The organism is Enterococcus sp. DIV0840, assembly GCF_050527835.1.
Taxonomy (GTDB): domain Bacteria; phylum Bacillota; class Bacilli; order Lactobacillales; family Enterococcaceae; genus Enterococcus_L; species Enterococcus_L ureasiticus.
The window spans coordinates 2,468,950-2,489,107 of record NZ_CP172876.1 but is presented as its reverse complement, the minus strand read 5'-3'; the positions used below and the strand labels follow the sequence as shown (position 1 = coordinate 2,489,107).

General features: G+C 36.3%; 22 protein-coding genes. 19 read left to right on the top strand and 3 right to left on the bottom strand.

Annotation, left to right across the window (positions count from 1 at the left end; genetic code table 11):
* The first annotated feature begins 66 nt into the window (after positions 1 to 66).
* From IGL98_RS11860 to IGL98_RS11845, 4 genes are all read left to right on the top strand, one after another.
* Entirely contained in the window at positions 67 to 1,359 is a 1,293-nt protein-coding gene (locus IGL98_RS11860) for a restriction endonuclease PLD domain-containing protein (protein WP_206911689.1), read from the top strand.
* Positions 1,360 to 1,409: 50 nt separating this feature from the next.
* Positions 1,410 to 1,709 (top strand): very short patch repair endonuclease, encoded by a 300-nt coding sequence (locus tag IGL98_RS11855; protein ID WP_206911688.1) that lies wholly within the window; start codon positions 1,410 to 1,412, stop codon positions 1,707 to 1,709.
* A gap of 138 nt (positions 1,710 to 1,847) precedes the next feature.
* Positions 1,848 to 2,345 (top strand): hypothetical protein, encoded by a 498-nt coding sequence (locus tag IGL98_RS11850; RefSeq protein WP_206911687.1) that lies wholly within the window; start codon positions 1,848 to 1,850, stop codon positions 2,343 to 2,345.
* Between the two features lie 171 nt (positions 2,346 to 2,516).
* A complete protein-coding gene (locus tag IGL98_RS11845) occupies positions 2,517 to 2,939 on the top strand; it encodes a cupin domain-containing protein (RefSeq protein WP_206911686.1) in 423 nt (140 codons plus the stop codon).
* Between the two features lie 52 nt (positions 2,940 to 2,991).
* Here IGL98_RS11845 and IGL98_RS11840 read toward each other — a convergent pair whose 3' ends face one another.
* Positions 2,992 to 3,300, bottom strand: a complete 309-nt coding sequence (locus IGL98_RS11840) for a hypothetical protein (protein WP_206911685.1) — start codon at positions 3,298 to 3,300, stop codon at positions 2,992 to 2,994.
* A gap of 1,033 nt (positions 3,301 to 4,333) precedes the next feature.
* Here IGL98_RS11840 and IGL98_RS11835 point away from each other — a divergent pair.
* The 5 genes from IGL98_RS11835 (at position 4,334) to anmK (ending at position 9,426) form a co-directional block, all read left to right on the top strand.
* Positions 4,334 to 4,786 carry a hypothetical protein gene (locus tag IGL98_RS11835; RefSeq protein ID WP_206911684.1) on the top strand — a complete coding sequence of 151 codons (453 nt, stop codon included), beginning with the start codon at positions 4,334 to 4,336 and terminating at the stop codon, positions 4,784 to 4,786.
* 787 nt (positions 4,787 to 5,573) lie between these two features.
* Complete coding sequence (locus tag IGL98_RS11830; RefSeq protein WP_242590115.1) at positions 5,574 to 6,818, top strand: PTS sugar transporter subunit IIC; 1,245 nt, start codon at positions 5,574 to 5,576, stop codon at positions 6,816 to 6,818.
* 99 nt (positions 6,819 to 6,917) lie between these two features.
* Complete coding sequence (locus IGL98_RS11825) at positions 6,918 to 7,190, top strand: hypothetical protein (RefSeq protein ID WP_206846390.1); 273 nt, start codon at positions 6,918 to 6,920, stop codon at positions 7,188 to 7,190.
* Positions 7,187 to 8,278: a DUF871 domain-containing protein gene (locus tag IGL98_RS11820; RefSeq protein WP_206911683.1), complete on the top strand. Its 1,092-nt coding sequence runs from the start codon at positions 7,187 to 7,189 to the stop codon at positions 8,276 to 8,278. Before IGL98_RS11825 ends, IGL98_RS11820 begins: the two co-directional genes overlap by 4 nt.
* Before the next feature lie 20 nt (positions 8,279 to 8,298).
* Positions 8,299 to 9,426 (top strand): anhydro-N-acetylmuramic acid kinase AnmK, encoded by a 1,128-nt coding sequence (anmK, locus tag IGL98_RS11815; RefSeq protein WP_206911682.1) that lies wholly within the window; start codon positions 8,299 to 8,301, stop codon positions 9,424 to 9,426.
* A 178-nt stretch (positions 9,427 to 9,604) separates the two neighbouring features.
* On the opposite strand, the gene IGL98_RS11810 is transcribed toward anmK, so the two are convergent.
* A complete protein-coding gene (locus IGL98_RS11810) occupies positions 9,605 to 10,633 on the bottom strand; it encodes a lactonase family protein (RefSeq protein WP_206843240.1) in 1,029 nt (342 codons plus the stop codon).
* A 189-nt stretch (positions 10,634 to 10,822) separates the two neighbouring features.
* Here IGL98_RS11810 and clpX point away from each other — a divergent pair, with 189 nt between their 5' ends.
* Complete coding sequence (gene clpX, locus IGL98_RS11805; RefSeq protein ID WP_206843241.1) at positions 10,823 to 12,076, top strand: ATP-dependent Clp protease ATP-binding subunit ClpX; 1,254 nt, start codon at positions 10,823 to 10,825, stop codon at positions 12,074 to 12,076.
* A gap of 210 nt (positions 12,077 to 12,286) precedes the next feature.
* A complete protein-coding gene (gene yihA / locus IGL98_RS11800) occupies positions 12,287 to 12,868 on the top strand; it encodes a ribosome biogenesis GTP-binding protein YihA/YsxC (protein WP_206843242.1) in 582 nt (193 codons plus the stop codon).
* A 46-nt stretch (positions 12,869 to 12,914) separates the two neighbouring features.
* On the opposite strand, the gene IGL98_RS11795 is transcribed toward yihA, so the two are convergent.
* On the bottom strand, positions 12,915 to 13,064 hold the full coding sequence (locus tag IGL98_RS11795; protein ID WP_167351784.1) for an SPJ_0845 family protein: 150 nt from the start codon (positions 13,062 to 13,064) through the stop codon (positions 12,915 to 12,917).
* A gap of 209 nt (positions 13,065 to 13,273) precedes the next feature.
* Here IGL98_RS11795 and yidD point away from each other — a divergent pair, with 209 nt between their 5' ends.
* The 8 genes from yidD to IGL98_RS11755 all read left to right on the top strand — a co-directional run bounded on the left by yidD (position 13,274) and on the right by IGL98_RS11755 (position 20,094).
* A complete protein-coding gene (gene yidD / locus IGL98_RS11790) occupies positions 13,274 to 13,564 on the top strand; it encodes a membrane protein insertion efficiency factor YidD (RefSeq protein ID WP_069646722.1) in 291 nt (96 codons plus the stop codon).
* Between the two features lie 19 nt (positions 13,565 to 13,583).
* Complete coding sequence (locus tag IGL98_RS11785) at positions 13,584 to 14,453, top strand: ROK family protein (protein WP_206911441.1); 870 nt, start codon at positions 13,584 to 13,586, stop codon at positions 14,451 to 14,453.
* Positions 14,454 to 14,827: 374 nt separating this feature from the next.
* Positions 14,828 to 15,994: an ABC transporter substrate-binding protein gene (locus IGL98_RS11780; RefSeq protein ID WP_206843244.1), complete on the top strand. Its 1,167-nt coding sequence runs from the start codon at positions 14,828 to 14,830 to the stop codon at positions 15,992 to 15,994.
* A 115-nt stretch (positions 15,995 to 16,109) separates the two neighbouring features.
* Entirely contained in the window at positions 16,110 to 16,988 is an 879-nt protein-coding gene (locus IGL98_RS11775) for a branched-chain amino acid ABC transporter permease (protein WP_069646719.1), read from the top strand.
* 9 nt (positions 16,989 to 16,997) lie between these two features.
* Positions 16,998 to 17,966, top strand: coding sequence for a branched-chain amino acid ABC transporter permease (locus IGL98_RS11770; RefSeq protein ID WP_206843245.1), 969 nt, complete (start codon positions 16,998 to 17,000; stop codon positions 17,964 to 17,966).
* Positions 17,947 to 18,723 (top strand): ABC transporter ATP-binding protein, encoded by a 777-nt coding sequence (locus IGL98_RS11765; RefSeq protein ID WP_206843247.1) that lies wholly within the window; start codon positions 17,947 to 17,949, stop codon positions 18,721 to 18,723. Before IGL98_RS11770 ends, IGL98_RS11765 begins: the two co-directional genes overlap by 20 nt.
* Positions 18,723 to 19,424, top strand: a complete 702-nt coding sequence (locus IGL98_RS11760; protein WP_206843249.1) for an ABC transporter ATP-binding protein — start codon at positions 18,723 to 18,725, stop codon at positions 19,422 to 19,424. The genes IGL98_RS11765 and IGL98_RS11760 overlap by 1 nt, the downstream gene beginning before the upstream one ends.
* Positions 19,425 to 19,428: 4 nt before the next feature.
* Positions 19,429 to 20,094, top strand: coding sequence for a CBS domain-containing protein (locus IGL98_RS11755; protein ID WP_206843251.1), 666 nt, complete (start codon positions 19,429 to 19,431; stop codon positions 20,092 to 20,094).
* The last annotated feature ends 64 nt before the right edge of the window (positions 20,095 to 20,158 follow it).

Here is a 20,158-nt window from a genome sequence, read left to right as displayed (position 1 = left end):
TGATATGATTAATTTGTATTAAATATATTAATTAAGGTGTAAAAAATAAAAGGTAGGAGATTTTTTATGAATGGAATTATTTGGAAAAACTTTTCTAAAGAAGAACAAGAAAACTATATTGAATTTCTTAAAATCTTTGGAGCTTTGTCTGGATTATTTAAAGATAACCAAGAAGGAGCTAATGCTAAAAAACCATATTTATATTATAGAAACCATGAGCAACTTTACTCTAGAGTCTTCAATGTAGAAGATTTAACTAGAAAAGATTCAGCATTTGATGCTTTAGCTAAATTTAATGGTGAAAATATAGGAGTTGGATTAAAAACATGGATACATACTCGCGATAAAACATATCAAAAAGTGGCGGAATTTAATAAATTAGCACCAATTGAAATCCGCCCCTTGATTGATCAATCATCTCCAGAAGAGGTTATACGAAAAGTATCTCAGTTGAGAAATGACAGAATATTGCTAGATAAGAGACTTTATAATACAAAACGAGACGTATATCATTACGTCACTAGAAATAATAATGAGATGAACATAGTTGAAACTAATTATGACTTAGTACAGTTAGATTCTTTAGAGTTAATTAAATCAGATGGTAAAACTTTTTCGTATACAGATGGTCTAAGAAATTATAAATTTTATGTTAGTAAAAGCGTTCTACTTGAAGAATTTGATGCATCTGCACCACAAATTATAACAAAGGTCCCGATACTTCAATTTGATGATCCTTTTGAATTGATAAAGATGATTCAACTGCCCAGTCCATTCGAACAACCACAAGTCGAAGAAACTATTTATTTGCCTATTTATTCTGATAGTGACTGGAAAGTTAATGAAAAGTCTGGATTTAATGCTTGGAATGCAGCACCTAAAAATAAAGGTTCTAATACTAACAGACCTGATTTTGAAGCTTACGTTCCGATTCCTGCTTGGATTCATCATGTATTCCCCAATTTTTTTGGATTTAATGCGCTAGATAAAGTAGAAAGAAATGATTCAGACTATTTTAATTTACATTTACCTGACGGGAAAATAATTAATGCTATCATTACCCAAGATAATGGTAAAAGTTTGCAAACTAATCCTCAGAGTATTCTAGGTAAGTGGATTCTACATGATGTATTTGACTTAAATGCTAGGCAACTCTTGACTATGGATAGATTAATCGAGTTAGGCGTGGACTCTTTAAAAATTGTAAAAATAGACAATCAAAACTTTAAAATTGAGCTAGCTGAGACAAATGCATTCGAAAATTGGAAAATTGATATCCAAGAGAAAATAGAAGATGCTTTTACTCAGAATAATTTTCAAAAGCCCAAAATAAGAAATTTACCAGATGACTTACTTTAAAAGTATTATTTAATTAAACAAAATTTATAGTTCGGGAGGTGAAAGCAAAATTGACTGATCATCTATCGAAAGAAAAGCGTAGTTGGAACATGTCTAAAATCAGAAGTACTGATAGTAAACCGGAAGAAATTGTTAGAAAATTTCTCTACTCCAATAAAATTGGCTACCGAAAAAATGTGAAAGAACTTCCAGGTAAACCAGATCTTGTTTTAAAAAAATACAATACAGTAATTTTTGTTAACGGTTGCTTTTGGCATTGCCACCAGGGGTGTTCTCGATTCAGATTACCTAAGTCAAATCAACAATATTGGTCAAAAAAATTAGCTCATAATGTTGAAAGAGACAATTAAGTTTATAAAAAACTAGAAGATTTAGGCTGGAATATATTAATTATTTGGGAATGTGAGCTAAGAAAGAAAGTTGCTGAGTCAAATCTAAAAAATATAATTCAACAATTAGAGATAAATAAATCAGGAGTTGATTTTTTCATGGATGAAGAAACACATAGACAGATTTTATTCAAATTTCAAGCGTTGAAAGGACAAGTAATTTATGGCAAAGAACAAATAAAAGGTGTTGATAAACAGAGAGTCTTACCTGATAAATATGTTGCTACCAATCATATAATGCATGATTTGATAAGAGGATTTTATAAACCTAAAGGAAAAAACTTTATGTTATCCTACCAAGCCACTGAAAAGGACGAGAACTATGGCCATCAAATTAATGGATTGAATGAAGATAAAGGCACATTTGAATCCATTAATATGCGACCTCAGAGTAGTAAGAAAGATAACAGGAAGAAAAGTGATGTAGAAGCCGCTAGATTTAATTTGAAATATAAAATTCCAATTGGGATTCTGCATAGAATAAAAAAAGGAGTAAACCAGATACTTGGTTTAGGTATGATAGTTTCGGAAAACAAAGTCGGAATCTTTGGTGTTATTCCTTATGAATTTAATGATATAGGGAATAACTTAGAATAGATTTTTTAGTATCATTTTGAGGTGAGAATTTTATTGTTTTAATTTTCATAAAGCAAAAATAATCTTAAGAGGGTCGGAACATTGTTTCCATCCTCTTAATACATATACATAAGCCTACTCAAAAATATGGATATACTTAATTTATTCAATCTGAAAGGACTGCACACTAAAATGCTAAACAACCTCATAGAAATAATGACAAAAAACGACTCCATTTTCGCCAAAAAAGAAGACGGAACAAACGTAAATTACTACATCTTTCCCGAATTCGAAATCCATCTAAACTCAGTCCCAGGAAACACAACCCAAGGATGGCACACCCATCAAAGCATCGAAGAAATACTAGTAATAACCGATGGACAAATTAGAGTTGAAACAATAGCAGACGGTAAAAAATCCCATAAAGATTGTCAAAAAGGTGATGTAATTCGCATGAATAGTAGTCTATACAGAATCCTAAATCTTCAAAATACCGAAGCAACGTTTGCTGTATTCAGATTTGTTCCTCAAGGAATGGATAACCGAGAAATAATAAAAAATGACAAAATAGAATATAGTGAAAACGAAGCAGCGACCATTTTAAACAGGGAATAAAGCAACATTCAGAGGATGGATCATCTCCATCCTCTTTTATAACATACGCAATCTATTCCAAATCCATTTTCCTAACCTCAAACCCAGTCCCAACCTTCTCAGCCCTAACCATCTCCATCACCAATTCATCCCCCAACTCAATCAACCGATTATAATCCTTATAAAAAGCATGAAACATCTGCGCCCGCGCATAATACTCCTTCACAATCCGTTCCTTATTGATCGGCCCAGACCGAAACTGAAAAAAATGATCCAAAATCGCCAAAGGCTCCTGCCAAGAAGCCATCTTCTCCATAAAATCCCGTAACTCAACAATATCCTGATACGTAACCGCCTTTAAATTCTGTCCTTGTTTATCCATTCTCCTGATCTCCTTCAAATAAGGCGGAGAAAAGCCGATAAGCGCCAAACGAAACCCAAGCCCAAACCCAACTTCTCCCACCAGTTTTCCCGCTGAATTTCGTGCTTCAGCGACTCTTTCTCTATATACGCATTGACGAGGCAAACCCATAACCCAGAGCTAAAAACGACTTTCAAAGCCTTGCGGTATTTATAACGCCTTCTCCCAGAGTAAAACAAAAAACGATACCGAACCAGTCAATACCGTCATCAATCAGCCAAACCCAACCCACAATTCACTCCTAAACAACCATCAATCCCAAGAAATTCCCAAAACCAACTAGAATTTCAAAAGAAAATTAGGTACAATAAAGAAGCTAGTGCTTCGGTACTAGCAAATTGGCAACTTGTGTAGACATGCTTTGGGTGTCTATTCAAGGCTTCATCATTCGGTTGCCGCCAAATGGTGAAGTGCCTTTTTGTTTTATCCAGTTTTTCATCGATTCTTAAAATATTCCTCCTTTCAAAAATAGTTGTAGGACAGAAAAAAACGGCATTGAGCAGATGCCCAATACCGTCGACAATAGTCTAATCTCATATACACAACAACCAATCATCACCGAAAAAAGCAAAGATTCCCTAGAAATCCCAACCTATTTTAGGTACAATAAAGAAGCTAGTACATGTTGCTAGCGCTATTGGAAACTTGTTTGGACAGCTTTGGGCGTCTTAACAAGGCTTCGATCGTAAGGTTGCCGCCGAACGATTGAAGTGCCAATTTTTATTTATCTTTCTAAATCCATTGACCTCAAACGATCAACGATCTTTATTTCTATCCTACACATTTTATTATACCGAAAGACACCACCCACCGCAACGAAATTCGGCATTTCCACCCATTAAATAACATCAAAAACAGCTCCCTTATATATAAGATAAAATAACAAAACTTTTTTTGACCCTCTCCACGAAATGTCAATAAATTCATTCTTTTTCTACCCACCCAAAAATGATACGATAAAAGAGGTACAAATAAAGAAAAAAGGAGAAAATAAATGGAGTTGGGAAGGTTATATTCTAATGCGTATCGCAGAGGAAACATGTTGGGCGTGTTCTTTTTATTTCCAGTCGCACTGTGTTTTGGATTGATTATTTTTGCCGATGTCGATCGACTTGGCATGCAGATGGGGTTGATCGGTGGCGCGTTTTTTACAGTATTAGCAATTTTTCAATTTGTCTTTGGAAAAGATGGGCTGTATTTGTATGAGAACGGCTTGGAGCTGGTTCATTTTAATCGAAAGAAAGTCCTGATATATGAAGATATCCGCTATTTTACGATCACTAGCAACTGGAATCTAGCTAGGATCAGTACAAGTTTTATCTCATTCAAAAAATCACCGCATATCGTCATTCGACTAAAGAATGAAAAAATGACCAAATTATTTTTTGAAGCAAATCAGTTTGCAGCAAGCGAGTTGGCAAATAAAGTAACATATGTAAAATCGTAGTATAGCTAAGAGCTTGTCAGGATTTTTGACAGGTTTTTTTAGTCTAATCGAAAATAATTAGTAAAGTGAAGCGTTTATGTTTTTAGAAAATGACAAGTACAAGTCCTAGTTATGCAATTTTTTACGTCACAATGAAACAATGGGAATTAGTTTGTAAAAAGAAAATCGAAGAAGAAGTGGAAAATAGGATATGCCCAGATAGTTAGTGCTTAAGTATGAAGTTAAAAGTAAATCATTGAGGCTGTATAAAGTTTATACGGATAAAAAAAACTAAAAATGAGCGGCAAGCTAAAAATCTGCTGTTCGTTTTTTATTTTTAACAACGTATAGAAATTTAATTTCAAACGAAGTTCTATATTTTTAATGTAATTCCGTTAATTAGTATGAATAAATGAACTTTATCCGATTTATTCTCAAGTTTTTTGAAATTTTATTTCGTTTTTTATATAAAAATGTTGAAAAAAAAGTTCTTTAACTGTATGATGGGGTTGTCGACGAGAAGAAAATCTGATTATCGACGTGTTTTGAGTACGAAACGAACAGTAAAAACGGAAAATGAAAAAATAGGAGGGAAATAGCATTAAAGCTGTTTAAATAAATTCGTAATTATTGTTTCGTTTAGTGAATCAAATAAAGAGGAAATGCATTCATGCAATTATGTGGTTATTCAAGTGTTAGTTTTAATTTGTATTTTGTAAGGGCTTTTATAAATACTTTAAATGTAAAATAGGAGATGAATACATTGAAAAAGTTTACTGAGTTTATTGAAGAGCATTTAGCAGGTCCAATGGCAAAATTGGCGAATCAGCGCCATTTACGTGCGATCAGAGATGGGATCATCGCGACATTGCCATTGATTATTATTGGTTCGTTTTTCTTGATCATTGCCTTTCCGCCACTTCCGGCAGATTGGGGTGTTACACAATTTTTAACGTCAAATGCAGCGACGATTTTATTGCCGTACCGTATGACGATGTACATCATGACTCTTTACGCAACGTTTGGTATTGGGGCAAGTTTATCTAAAACATATAATTTAGACGTTATTTCAGGTGGTATTTTAGCAACGATTGCCTTTCTTTTGACATTTGTGCCAGTGAATATTCCCGCAGAAGCATTAGATGCGGCTGGTACTGCTGGGTTTGTATTGCCGATGGCTAACTTAGGTGGCGGTGGTATGTTTGTTGGGATCATTACATCGATTTTGGCTGTGGAAATTTATCGTATCACGGATAAATCAAGGTTCAAAATCACGATGCCAGAACAAGTACCACCAGCTGTGGCGAGATCTTTTGAAACATTGACTCCGACATTGATCGTTATTTTAGGAATTTCTACACTAACGTACTTTATTGGGTTTGATTGGCATTCAACGATTTCTAAAATTGTAAGCCCTTTAGTAAGTGCGGCAGATAGTTTACCAAGTGTGTTATTACTGATTTTCATGATTACGTTCTTTTGGTCTTTTGGGATTCATGGTGTATCGATCGTAGGTTCTTTAGCTCGACCATTATGGTTGCAATTATTAGATGGAAATACTGCGGCGATGGCAGCTGGCAAAGAGTTACCGAATATTGCAGCTGAACCTTTTTATCAATGGTTTATCTGGATCGGTGGGTCAGGTTGTACGATTGGTTTGGCGTTATTATTAGCCTTTAAAACAAAATCTCAATTTGCATCAAAACTTGGTAAAGCGACTTTAGCACCAGCGATTTTCAATATCAATGAACCGTTGATTTTCGGAACACCGATCGTGCTGAATCCGATTTTAATTATTCCATTTATTTTAACACCGATGGTTACAGCAACGATTGCTTGGTTTGCGACGCAACTTGGCTTAGTGAATCGTGTGATCTTTACCGCTCCTTGGACATTGCCTGGGCCGATTGGCGCATATTTAGCTACAGGTGGAGATTGGCGGGCCGCTGTGTTAAACGTTGTTTTGATCATTATTTCAGTGGTGATTTATTATCCATTTGTCATGATTTATGATAATAATGAATTAGAAAAAGAGCACGCTATCGCAAAATAGTTTGAGTTGTTCAGATAGAAAACGATTGGAACGAGAAGGTCATTTAATGGATTTTCGTTCCATCGTTTCTTTTAAAGTACAAGTTAGGAGGCTAAAAAAATGACCAAAATCGTGTTTTTGACAGCAAGTATTTTATTTATCATCATCGGTTTGTTACTGACACATTATCTAAAAAAGAAGAACCTACTGCCTAATCGCTGGCTGATCGGTTGTTCCGTTTTTTTGATTGCGTTAGTTCCAAGCTTATTATTTCCAACGATGCCAGAAATAATCAAACAAACAATTTATGGCATCAGCGGTTTATTAGCTGTTGTCTTTTTTGAAAGTAGCCGTTTACTCGTAGAACAAAATAGAATGGAGCAGAATCAATGAGAAAATTAGGCATTTCAGTTTACCCAAATCATAGCAGTGTAGCCGAGATCAAAGCCTATATGGACTTAGCGGCGAAATATAATTTTAAACGTGTTTTTACTTGTTTGCTATCTGTTGATGAAGACAAAGAGCAGATCGTAAAAGAATTTACAGAAACGATTTTTTATGGAAAAGCGTTAGGTATGGAAGTGATTGCCGATGTTAGCCCTAAGGTTTTCGGCGAATTAGGGATTAGTTATGATGATCTCTCATTTTTTAAAGAAATCGGAGCGGATGGGATTCGTTTAGATATGGGCTTTACTGGAAATGAAGAATCGATCATGACATTCAATCAACAAGGCTTGGAAATTGAGTTAAACATCAGCTCTGGAACACGCTACTTAGAAAATATTCTAAGCTATCAAGCAAATCCAGATAAACTATTAGGCTGCCATAATTTTTATCCACATCGTTATACAGGATTAAGCTACGATCATTTCTTTGCGACGACCGAAGTGTATAAAGAACATGGCATTCGCACTGCAGCATTTGTTAATTCTCCCACAGCAACGATTGGTCCGTGGCCAGTAGAAGAAGGGCTGTGTACATTAGAAATGCATCGAACATGGCCAATCACAACACAAGCCAAACATTTATGGGCAACAAACGTGATTGATGATGTGATCATTGCCAATGCATTTGCTTCAGACGAGGAGTTAAAAGCTTTGAGCGAAATCGATCCTTATCGTTTAACGTTTGATTGTGTGATTGAGCCTGAAACGCCAGAAGTGGAAAGAAAAATTATTTTAGAGGAGTTCCACTTTAATCGTGGAGACATCTCTGATTATGTTGTACGTTCAACGCAAAGCCGAGTAAAATACAAAGGACATGAATTTACGCCTTTTAATACTGTCAACATGGAAACAGGAGATATTATCGTAGAAACATCGTTATATGCCCATTATGCAGGGGAGTTACAAGTGGCATTATTACCGATGGAAAACTCTGGCAAATCAAATGTTGTAGGCAAAATCACAGAGTCGGACAGAGTATTGTTACCTTATTTAAGACCATGGCAGAAATTTGCTTTTCATGAAGTTGAACAATAATAGAGTAGAGGTGGGAAAACATGGTTTATGCAGTTGGATTAATGTCAGGTACCTCTCTAGATGGAATTGATGCGGCATTGGTGGAAATCTCAGTCAAAAATGAAGCAACATCTGTTAAACTAATCGACTTTTTAACGGTGCCTTTTAGTGAAGGGACGCTACAAAGAATTCGAGAAGCTTTGTCGTTAGAAAGCTCAGATGTAGAAAAAATTTGTTCGCTGAATATTGAATTAGGTGAGAACTTTGCAAAAGCTGCATTAGATGTTTGTGCGAAAGCAAAAATTACTTTGGAGGACCTAGCCTTTATCGGCAGTCACGGTCAAACGCTATTTCATATCCCTTTTGCTCGGAATGATTTTTACGCATCGACGTTGCAAATTGGTGATGCGGCAGTTATTTGCGAGCGGACGAAAACAACGGTCGTCTCGAACTTCAGAGAACGGGATATGGCAGTTGGTGGTCAAGGGGCACCCATTGTTCCTTACTCAGAATATGTACTCTATCAAAAGCCTGAAACGACAAGATTGCTCCAAAATATTGGCGGGATCGGTAACGTCACGGTGATTCCTAAATCTGGAAAAATAACAGATATGATCGCTTTTGATACAGGACCAGGCAATGTGATTATGAATGAACTATGTTTGTATTTCTACAATCAAGAGTATGATAAAAATGGTGAGTACGCTAGTCAAGGGAAAGTAAATCAAGCGTTGCTAGAAGATTTGATGGCGCATCCTTATATTCAAAAACCTTATCCAAAAACAACTGGACGTGAGGATTTTGGCAAACAATTTATGACAGCACTATTAGAAAAATGGTCACTTGAGCCAAAAGATCTAATCGCCACCGCAACAAAGTTTACCGCTAAATCGATCGCCAAAGCAGTTCAACCGTTCATCCATGGTGAAACAGAACTGATCGTTGGAGGTGGTGGAAGCTATAATCAAACCTTGATTACAATGATCAAAGCTGAGCATCCAGAAGTTGTTGTGCTGATTCAAGAGGAAATTGGTTTTTCCTCAGAAGCCAAAGAAGCAATCGCGATGGCTGTTTTAGCCAATCAAACTTTACAGCATTGTCCAGGTAATGTACCAAGTGCAACTGGGGCTAAAAAGTCAGTACCATTAGGAAGTATTACCTATTATTAAAGTGTGGTTGAAATTAGTCTTTGTCTCAACTACTCACAATTGGATTGTCAAAATGTAACAATAATACGCTTTGCAAACACTACACAAGATTCAGGAGTCAAAGGCAGAAGTTAGGAAATATGAGAATGAAAAAAGTGACGCAAAAACTTAATAGTTTTGCGTCACTTTTTTCATTGTTCTATTTAAAATAAACACACACGCATTCTGGTGCGTAAACATCTTTTTGAATCATCTCTAAAAGACCAGTTTTTTCATCACGACGATAAAGCGTTAAATTATCTGTATTTTGATTCGCTGCAACTACAAATTTTCCAGTTGGATCCAAATCAAAATCTCTTGGAATGTCGCCTTCTGTAGAAATCAATTGTACACGTTCCACTTTACGACCATCTTCTGATGTGGCGAAAACGGCAATCGAATCATGACCACGGTTTGATGCGTAGACAAAACGGCCATCAGCCGAAATACGAATCGCGGCACCACCATTAAATTCATTAAATCCATCAGGTAAAGTCGATACTTTTTGAACTTGTTCAAATGAACCATCGGCTGCATTATAAGCTAAAACAGTCACTGTACTGTCTAATTCACCAAACAGATAAGCAAATTGATTATTGGGATGGAAAACTAAGTGACGAGGACCGGTTCCAGGTTCTGCAACATATTGAGCAACCTCAGATAATTTACCATCTTCGCTAACATCATACGTATAAACTCGATCCGTTCCAAGATCACAAACCGCTAAACGGCGATCTGGAGTTAAATCAGTGTAATGAACATGCGCGTTGTCTTGATTTTCATGAGGACCAGTTGCTTCATCATGGACGATCTTATCTGTATCTTCTAAATGTCCATCAGCTAAAATGCGATAAACATGAACGATTCCTTGATGATAATTCGCACCAAAAACCAGTTGTTTTTCTTCGTCAATCGCTACATAACATGGAGGAGCGCCAGCTTCGGTTACTTTATTGATCAAATCAAAGTGTCCGTCGTTGTTTTTGTAAGCAGCCATGCCACCTTCACCATCAACAGAGGTAACATTGAATAAGTCACCTTTTTGATCGATCGCTAAGTATGTCGGGCTAGTTTCTTCTACTAATAAAGTTGCGTCAGTAAGTGTTTCTTTCTCAGTATCTAGTGTAATCTGATAAATTCCTTTACTTTCTCTACGTGTATAAGTCCCTAATAAAATTTGTTCCAGCATGAAATTCCCTCCATTTTTTACTGCTGATTTCAAAGAAGCAGCAATTGATTTTCATCTTTTAGTATACCATAAGAATTCATTTAATTATCAAATCTTTTCAAATCCAATGTTCGCATTTTCACTTGATTTATGCTATCATATCTTAAGACTGTAACGACAGTCATTTTTAATTTTAGAGGGGTGACACGCATGTACGATAACACAAATAGCAACAATGGTGCAGTTCGCTGTTCATTCTGTGGTAAAACACAAGAAGAAGTGAAAAAAATCGTTGCTGGACCGGGTGTCTATATTTGTAATGAATGTATCGACTTATGTAAAGAGATTATTGATGAAGAATTTTACGACGAAGCCGTACGTGAACTAACGGATGTCCCAAAACCCCAAGAAATTTTGGAAGCCTTAAACGAATATGTAATTGGACAAGATCAGGCTAAGCGCTCATTAGCAGTTGCGGTCTATAATCACTATAAACGTGTAAATCAATCAGAAAATTCAAGCTCTGAAGAAGTGGAACTACAAAAGAGCAATATTTGTTTAATTGGATCAACGGGTTCTGGGAAAACATTTTTAGCTCAAACATTAGCTAAAACATTGAATGTACCATTTGCGATTGCAGATGCAACTAGTTTAACAGAAGCAGGATATGTGGGAGAAGATGTAGAGAATATTCTATTGAAGCTATTACAATCTGCTGATTTTAACGTAGAACGTGCTGAAAAAGGGATCATTTACATCGATGAGATCGACAAAATCGCCCGCAAGAGCGAAAATGTATCGATCACAAGAGATGTGTCTGGTGAAGGGGTTCAACAAGCTTTGCTTAAAATCTTGGAAGGAACAGTTGCCAGCGTGCCACCGCAAGGCGGACGCAAACATCCTCATCAAGAATTTATCCAAATCGACACAACCAATGTCTTATTTATTGTCGGCGGAGCTTTCGATGGTATCGAAAATATGGTCAAAAATCGTCTAGGCGAAAAAACGATCGGTTTCGGTCCGAAAAATAGCAAGCTGAATGAAGACGAAAGCGTTATGCAGCAAATTATTCCGGAAGATTTATTGAAATTCGGTTTGATTCCTGAGTTTATTGGGCGCTTACCAGTCACAGCGGCTTTAGAGAAGTTGACGACAGATGATTTGGTTCGTATCTTGACTGAACCAAAAAATGCATTAGTGAAACAATACCAAAAACTATTATCTTTAGATGATACAGAATTAGAATTTGAGCCAGAAGCATTGCTTGCGATCGCCAATAAAGCAATCGAGCGTAATACAGGAGCTCGTGGATTACGTTCGATCATTGAAGAAATCATGATGGATGTTATGTTTGATGTGCCATCTGATAACACGATCGAAAAAGTCATCATTACAGAAATGGCTGTTGAAGGCACTGGCAAACCAGCAATCGTTTATAATAAAAAAGACAAAAAAGCTGGTTAATTTTAAAAGACTAAAAAGTAGAGATGCGTCTCTACTTTTTTACTGATTTTATGAAATAAAGGTATCTAGTTGTTCGGGCTAGCCACTAGGCTCGGCTTCGATTGCCTCAATTCCTAAGAGCTAAAGTTCTAAGGATTGAAGGTCTCAGTCACGTTTTCCTGTTGTGGCTGAATGAGCTTGTTCAGCTGTTAAACTTAGGAGGTTAGTAAAATGAATGTTCATAACGCAGAAATTATTATTAGTGCTGTTTCACCAAAACAATATCCTGAGACCGAACTTCCCGAAATTGCTTTGGCAGGTCGTTCAAACGTTGGTAAATCATCATTTATCAATACATTGATCAATCGTAAAAATCTGGCTAGAACGTCTGGCAAACCAGGGAAGACGCAAACTCTGAATTTTTACCTGATCGAAGATGCGTTGCATTTTGTCGATGTTCCTGGATATGGATATGCAAAAGTTTCAAAAACGGAACGAGCTAAATGGGGCGAGATGATCGAAACCTATATGACGACAAGGGAACAATTGAAAGCTGTCGTTTCGTTGGTAGATTTACGTCATGCACCAACACAAGAAGATATTCAAATGTATGAGTTTTTAAAATACTATGAAATCCCAGTAATTGTTGTTGCAACTAAAAAAGATAAAATCCCTCGTGGTAAATGGAACAAACATGAAAGTGTCATCAAAAAAGCGCTTAATTTTGATAAATCAGACGACTTCATTCTTTTTTCTTCACAAACAAAAGAAGGAAAAGAAGAAGCATGGCAAGCCATTGAGAAGTATTTATAATAAAAAATAGCTTTGACATCTCTTTAGAGGTGTCAAAGCTATTTTTTTATTTTTCTTTTTTCTTCTTTTCTTTTTGTTGCGCTTTTTCTGCTTGTTTTTCTAGTTCTTCTTTTGGCATTTCTACTTTTTTAGGATCTAACGCAAAAGAATCGAATAATTTATCTAAGTCATTTGTACTTTCAAATTTTAAGCCCATTGTTTACATGCTCCATTTCGTTTTAGATTGAGTAGAAGTCGTGTTGTACAACCTCTTTTCTCTAGTTTAGCACCCTTTTAGAAATTTGAATAGTTTTCTTTTTCAACTGTTACTAATTTTTATAAAAATAGTTTTACTTTCAATTTGTAAGCTTGCATTCGATTACAAAACAAGGTATAGTTTTTTCGGATAGAGAAAAGAGGGACGAAATGGCAGGAAATATTTTTATCGGAATGGTTCGTGGGTATCAGCGTTTCATTTCACCAGGCCTTCCAGCTAGTTGCCGCTATCACCCAACGTGTTCACAATATATGATCGATGCCATCCAGACACACGGCAGCATCAAAGGAATAACAATGGGAACGGCGAGATTTTTACGGTGTCATCCACTAACAAAAGGCGGGATCGATTATGTGCCGCTGAAGTTTAGTTTAAAAAGAAATCCGGATCAGGAATATCATGGTCCCTATAATTATAGAAGAAACAAGCATAATAAATAGATGAAGGTGGGCTTAAGGGATGGCGATTTTAGCATTTGATTTTGGGGGTTCAGCAGTAAAATATGGGATTTGGAACGGTCAAGAAATAACCGACAAAGGAAAATTTACAACACCGAAAACATGGGACGAAATGAAAGCGTCTTTATTTTCCGTATATGAAGGAATCAATCAAAAAGTAGAAGGTGTAGCTTTTAGTGCACCAGGTGTAGTAGACGTTCAAAAACAAATGATCAACGGAATTTCAGCGATTCCTTATATCCATAAATTCAATATATTTAAAGAATTAGAAGAGCTATTTAATCTTCCTGTCGCAATCGAAAATGATGCGAATTGTGCAGGAATAGCGGAAATTTACGAAGGTGCTGCTAAGGGCAAAAAAGAAGTGGCGTTCGTTGTTGTGGGGACTGGAATTGGTGGTGCGATTTTCCATAATGGGCAAATTACTAAAGGCGCTCACCTTTATGGCGGTGAATTTGGCTTGATGTATCTAAGTGAAGGTGAAACGTTTAGCAAACTTGGAACAGCAGTCCAAATGGCTTGGCGTTATTGTGAACGAAAAGGTGTAGAGAAAGAGACTTTTTCTGGGGAAGACGTGTTTGCGTTTGCTGAATCTGGTGATGAATTGGCTATAGAAGAGGTCAATAATTTTTACGAGTATTTGACACAAGGACTATTTAGCATTCAATTTTCACTTGATCCAGAGATGATCGTTTTAGGTGGCGGTGTGTCTGCTAAAAAAGGCTTGATCGATGAAATCAACCAACGTATGAAAGAAAAACTAGATCATTTTGACTTACATGATTTTATTCCGAAAATCGTGACATGTGAGTTTAAGAATGATGCCAATTTGATCGGAGCGGCTGCTAATTTTTTGGCAAACCAAAATTAAAAATAAGCACTAAATGAAAACGTCAATTGCAGCTTGCAAGGAGGCGTTTTTTTACGTAAAGAAACCGAATAATCCAACTGTATAAGTAACGAACGATTTTTAATAATTTGAATTATAGAAATTTTCTGAAAATTCATTGACATTTCATCTATTTTTGATTATATTTGTATACATACTTCTTTAATAATTATATATGCGAAGAAAATTATCTGGCTTTACGAATTCGTTCAGCTTTAAAATCATCTAGCTTTTGTGCTAGCTCTTCAGGAAAAAGATAAAAACTGATTGTGGTAAAAAGCACCACATTCTGTTTTTCCTATTTTCCAGTCAGAGCTGACCCGCACAACAAGCTTTAAAATCAAGGGGGAAACAAAATGAAAAAATTCAGTTTTTTATTTGCTAGTCTATTCTTATTAGCAGCATGTGGTCCAGCAGCTGGCGGAGGCGCAAGCGGTGGTGGAAATAAGGTTGAGGGCGACACGATCAAAATTGGCATGAATATGGAACTTTCCGGAGATGTTTCAGCTTACGGGAATGCTGAAAAAGAAGGAATTACCTTAGCTGTTGAAGAAATCAACGAAGCCGGTGGCGTTCTTGGCAAGAAATTAGAATTGATCGAAAAAGACAACAAATCAGAAAACGGTGAAGCAACTTCTGTTGCGGCCAATCTGACAGCAAAAGACAAAGTAGTTGCAGTCGTGGGTCCAGCAACATCTGGTGCAACGAAAGCGACAATTCCAAATATGACAAAAGCAGCGGTTCCTGTGATCACACCTTCAGGTACTGACGACAGTATTACGGTTGTAAACGATAAAGTGCAAGAATATATTTTCAGAGCCTGTTTCCAAGATACTTTCCAAGGAGTTATCTTAGCGAATTTTGCACAAGACAACTTAAAAGCTAAAAATGTTGTGATCATCGGTGATAATTCAAGTGATTACGCGATTGGTTTGACAAAATCATTTAAAGACACATTTAAAGGCAAAATCGCCAAAGAAGAAACATTTACAGCTGGAGACAAAGATTTCCAAGCTATCTTAACGAAAATCAAAGACCTTGATTATGATGCCATCTATATTCCAGGTTACTATGCAGAAGCAGGATTGATCATCAAACAAGCACGTGAAATGGGTATCGACAAACCAATTCTTGGCGCTGACGGATTTGGCGATGAAAAATTAGTTGAAATCGCTGGAGCAAAAAATGTTTCTGAGGTTTATTACACAGGACACTTCTCAGAAAAAGCACCAGCTACAGATAAAGTAAAACCATTTGTAGAAGCATTCAAGAAAAAATATAATAAACAACCGTCTGCATTCAACGCATTAGGTTATGATTCAGTTTATATGTTGAAACAAGCGATGGAAGAAGAAGATTCAGCTGATTCAAAAGACATCACAGAAGGATTAGCTTCATTGAAAGACTTTGTCGGTGTTACTGGAAAAATGACGATGGATAAAGACCACAATCCTGAAAAATCAGCTGTAGTATTAGGCTTAACTGAAGGAAAAGAAACGTCTGCGGACGCTGTCAATCCTTAAAATAACCATTATGTATACGTAATTTAAAGAGGGTGAGACAAGGTTCCACGTTTTGTCCATCCTCTTTTTTCTTTAATCAAACAGCAATTATTCTAAAATATTGGAAGTGATAATCATGGAAGTAGTGATCCAACAACTAGTAAATGGGCTTTTTCTAGGTAGTATTTATGCTTTATTAGCATTAGGGTATACAATGGTTTATGGCATTATTAAATTGATCAACTTCGCCCATGGAGAAATCTATATGTTAGGCGGATTTATGGGGTATTTCTTTATCAACAAATTAAGTTTAGGTTTTTTCCCAGCGTTGATTTTATCTATGGCAGGGGCTGCTGTGATCGGTGTAATTATTGAGTTTTTAGCTTATCGACCGCTAAGAAAATCTACAAGGATCGCCGCTTTGATTACAGCAATCGGTGTTTCGTTTTTACTGCAAAACGGGATGATTTATTGGTTAGGACCAGAAAAAAAATCATTTCCACAAGCAATAGAATTTAAAAATTATCAATTAGGTTTTATTCAGATCTCAAATATTCAAGTACTTATTTTAGTTATCTCATTAGTGTTGATGATTGCATTACAATTGATCGTTAAAAAGACAAAAATGGGAAAAGCGATGCGAGCCGTTTCTGTTGATGCTGATGCAGCACAATTGATGGGGATCAATGTCAATCGTACAATTTCATTTACGTTTGCTTTAGGTTCTGCTTTAGCAGCAGCAGCAGGTATGCTGATTGGATTGTATTATAATTCCATCGATCCAATGATGGGGGTTGTTCCAGGACTTAAATCATTCGTTGCGGCAGTCTTAGGTGGCATTGGAATCATACCAGGAGCGGCCCTTGGAGGTTTTGTCATCGGCTTATTAGAAACAATCACGATTGCGCTTGGTTTTTCAGATTATAAAGATGCGGTGGTTTACGCATTGTTGATTATTATTTTATTGATTCGTCCTGCTGGCATTCTCGGCAAGAACATCAAAGAGAAAGTGTAGGTGGCAAACATGAAAAAGAATTTAAAATATAATCTTATTTGGCTTCTAATTGCCGCTTTAGCTTATGCTTTTATTTACGTATTATATGTAACAGGTGTGATTACACCGTTTACTGAATATACCCTGATTACGATTGGGATCAATATTATGCTAGCGTTGGGATTGAATTTGATTATTGGTTTTTCAGGTCAGTTTTCTTTAGGACATGCTGGATTTATGGCGATCGGTGCATATAGTGCGGCAATTATGTCTGTTAAGTATCCTACAATGGGCGGTTTTTTAAGTGGAATTTTACTTGGGATCGTGTTATCAGGAATCGTAGCATTATTAGTTGGTATTCCAACCTTGAGATTAAAAGGGGATTACTTGGCGATTGCAACACTGGGGATTTCAGAAATCATTCGGATCATTATTATCAATATGAAAGAGATAACGAATGGTCCAGCTGGAATTTTTGGAATTCCGCCAATGGTCAACTGGTCGATGGTATTTGGCTTTGTGGTTATTGTAACCTTGATCATTGTTAATTTTATTCATAGCGGACCAGGGCGTGCGACAATGGCTATACGGGAAGATGAGATTGCAGCGGAATCAATGGGTGTGAATACAACCAAATATAAAGTAATTGCGTTTATCATCGGTGCTGTTACTGCAAGTGTGGCAGGGGCGATTTATTCAAGTTATGTTCAAACGATTGCACCAAAAGATTTTGGCTTTATGAAATCGATCGATATTTTGATCATCGTCGTTTTTGGCGGGATCGGTAGTGTTACAGGAACGTTTATTTCAGCAATTGTGCTGGGGATTTTGAATATGTTCTTGCAAGATGCAGGTGCGCTTAGAATGATCATTTATGCACTAGCCTTGATCATTATCATGATTTTCAAACCTGGTGGACTGCTTGGAACATGGGAATTTTCCGTAAAAAAATTATTCAATAAAAAGGAGGACAAATCAAATGCCTCTATTGAACGTTAGTAATTTAACGAAGAACTTCGGTGGACTTGCAGCTGTTTCTAATGTCAATCTTTCTTTAGAAACAAATGAGTTGATTGGACTAATTGGGCCAAATGGTGCTGGTAAAACAACCTTATTTAACCTATTAACTGGTGTTTATGAACCTAGTGAAGGTGAAGTTACATTAGATATTCTAGGCAAAGAACATGTATTGAATGGCATGAAACCTTATAAAATTGCAGATATGGGTTTAAGTAGAACCTTCCAAAACATTCGTTTGTTCAAAGATTTAACCGTGATGGATAATGTTCTAATCGCGATGAACAGTAAAAATAAAGAAGGCATTCTTTCTAGTATTTTACGCTTACCAGCTTTTTATAAGAAAGAAGCTGAGATGGAAAAAAAAGTATTAGAGCTACTTGCAATTTTTGGCCTAGAAAATAAAGTTCAGACATTAGCGAAAAATCTTCCTTACGGGGAACAAAGACGCTTGGAAATCGTTCGTGCTTTAGCGACTCAGCCAAAAGTTTTATTTTTAGATGAACCAGCAGCTGGAATGAATCCACAAGAAACCGCAAATTTAACGGAACTAATTAGAAAAATTCAAAAAGAATTTCAAATCACGATCGTATTGATCGAACATGATATGAGTTTGGTCATGGATGTTTGTCAAAGAATTTATGTTTTAGAGTATGGCAGAATAATTGCAGAAGGCAAACCAGAAGCAATTAAGAATGATCCTCGTGTGATCGAAGCCTATCTTGGAGGTGAACTATAATGTTAACAATTGAAAATTTGTCCGTTCATTATGGTGTGATACAAGCAGTTCGGGATGTGAGTTTTCATGTAGAACAAGGAGAAATCGTATCTCTGATTGGAGCAAATGGCGCCGGTAAAACCACGATCTTAAGAACAATCTCTGGGTTGAATCGTCCGTCAAGTGGTAGTATTACGTTTGAAGGGCAGCAAATCCATAAAATGGTTCCCCAAAAAATCGTAGCGTCAGGGCTATGCCAAGTACCAGAAGGCCGACATGTTTTTGCTGGCTTAACTGTTCAAGAAAACCTAGAGATGGGGGCATTTTTACGCAAAGATGGCGACCTGAAAAAAGATTACGATATGATTTTTGATCGATTCCCTATATTAAAAGAACGTAAAAATCAAGATGCTTCAACTCTATCTGGTGGAGAACAACAGATGCTTGCGATGGGCAGAGCGCTTATGTCTAAACCAAAATTGCTATTATTAGATGAACCCTCTATGGGACTAGCACCAATTTTTATTCAAGAAATTTTCAATATCATTCAAGAAATCAATAAGCAAGGAACAACGGTGTTATTGATCGAGCAAAATGCAAAAATGGCGTTGTCGATTGCGGATCGTGGCTATGTTTTAGAGACGGGTGAAGTGGTTTTGAGCGGTCCGGGCAAGGAATTATTAGAAAGTGAAGAAGTGAAAAAAGCATATCTAGGAGGCTAATAGCATGAGTGTAAGTGATTTTATGACAAAAAATTTAGTCGTGGCTCAACCAGAAATGAAAATTTTTGATGCGGTCGATTTGATGAAAAAAAATAATATTCATCGTTTGCCTGTAGTTAAAGGAGAGCAAGTCATTGGGTTGATCACAGAAGGAACGATTCAATTAGCGATGCCGTCAAAAGCTACAAGTTTAAGCGTTTATGAGGTGAATTATTTACTTAACAAGACGACTGTAGCAGATATAATGGTAAAAGAGGTTCAAATAATTAAGCCAGAAGCCTCTTTGGAGGATGGTATTTTCAAAATGCGCCAAAATAATATTGGTGTTTTACCTGTTGTTGATGTAAATAAAACACTTGTGGGTATTATAACAAATAATGACATTTTTGATGCTTTTCTAAAAATTACTGGATATAATGATGGCGGGACTAGAATTCAACTACGTATCCCAGAAGATCATAAAGGGATTCTAGCGGATATTACCAAATTGTTGGCTGACAATGATTTTAGTATTTTAACTGTTATCGTAAACCGAAAAGAGCTGGAAACAATTATTGAGATTCAGATCGAAAGTCGTGAAACACAACAAATTGAGAAAATTTTAAAAGAAGCGAATTATGATGTTTTTGAAGCGACGTTTATATCTAAAAAAATTCCAAAAAGTGAATAATAACAAGAGATAGACGGATTTTTTTACTGAAAAAGAATTTGACTATTATAAGAGCATATGATAG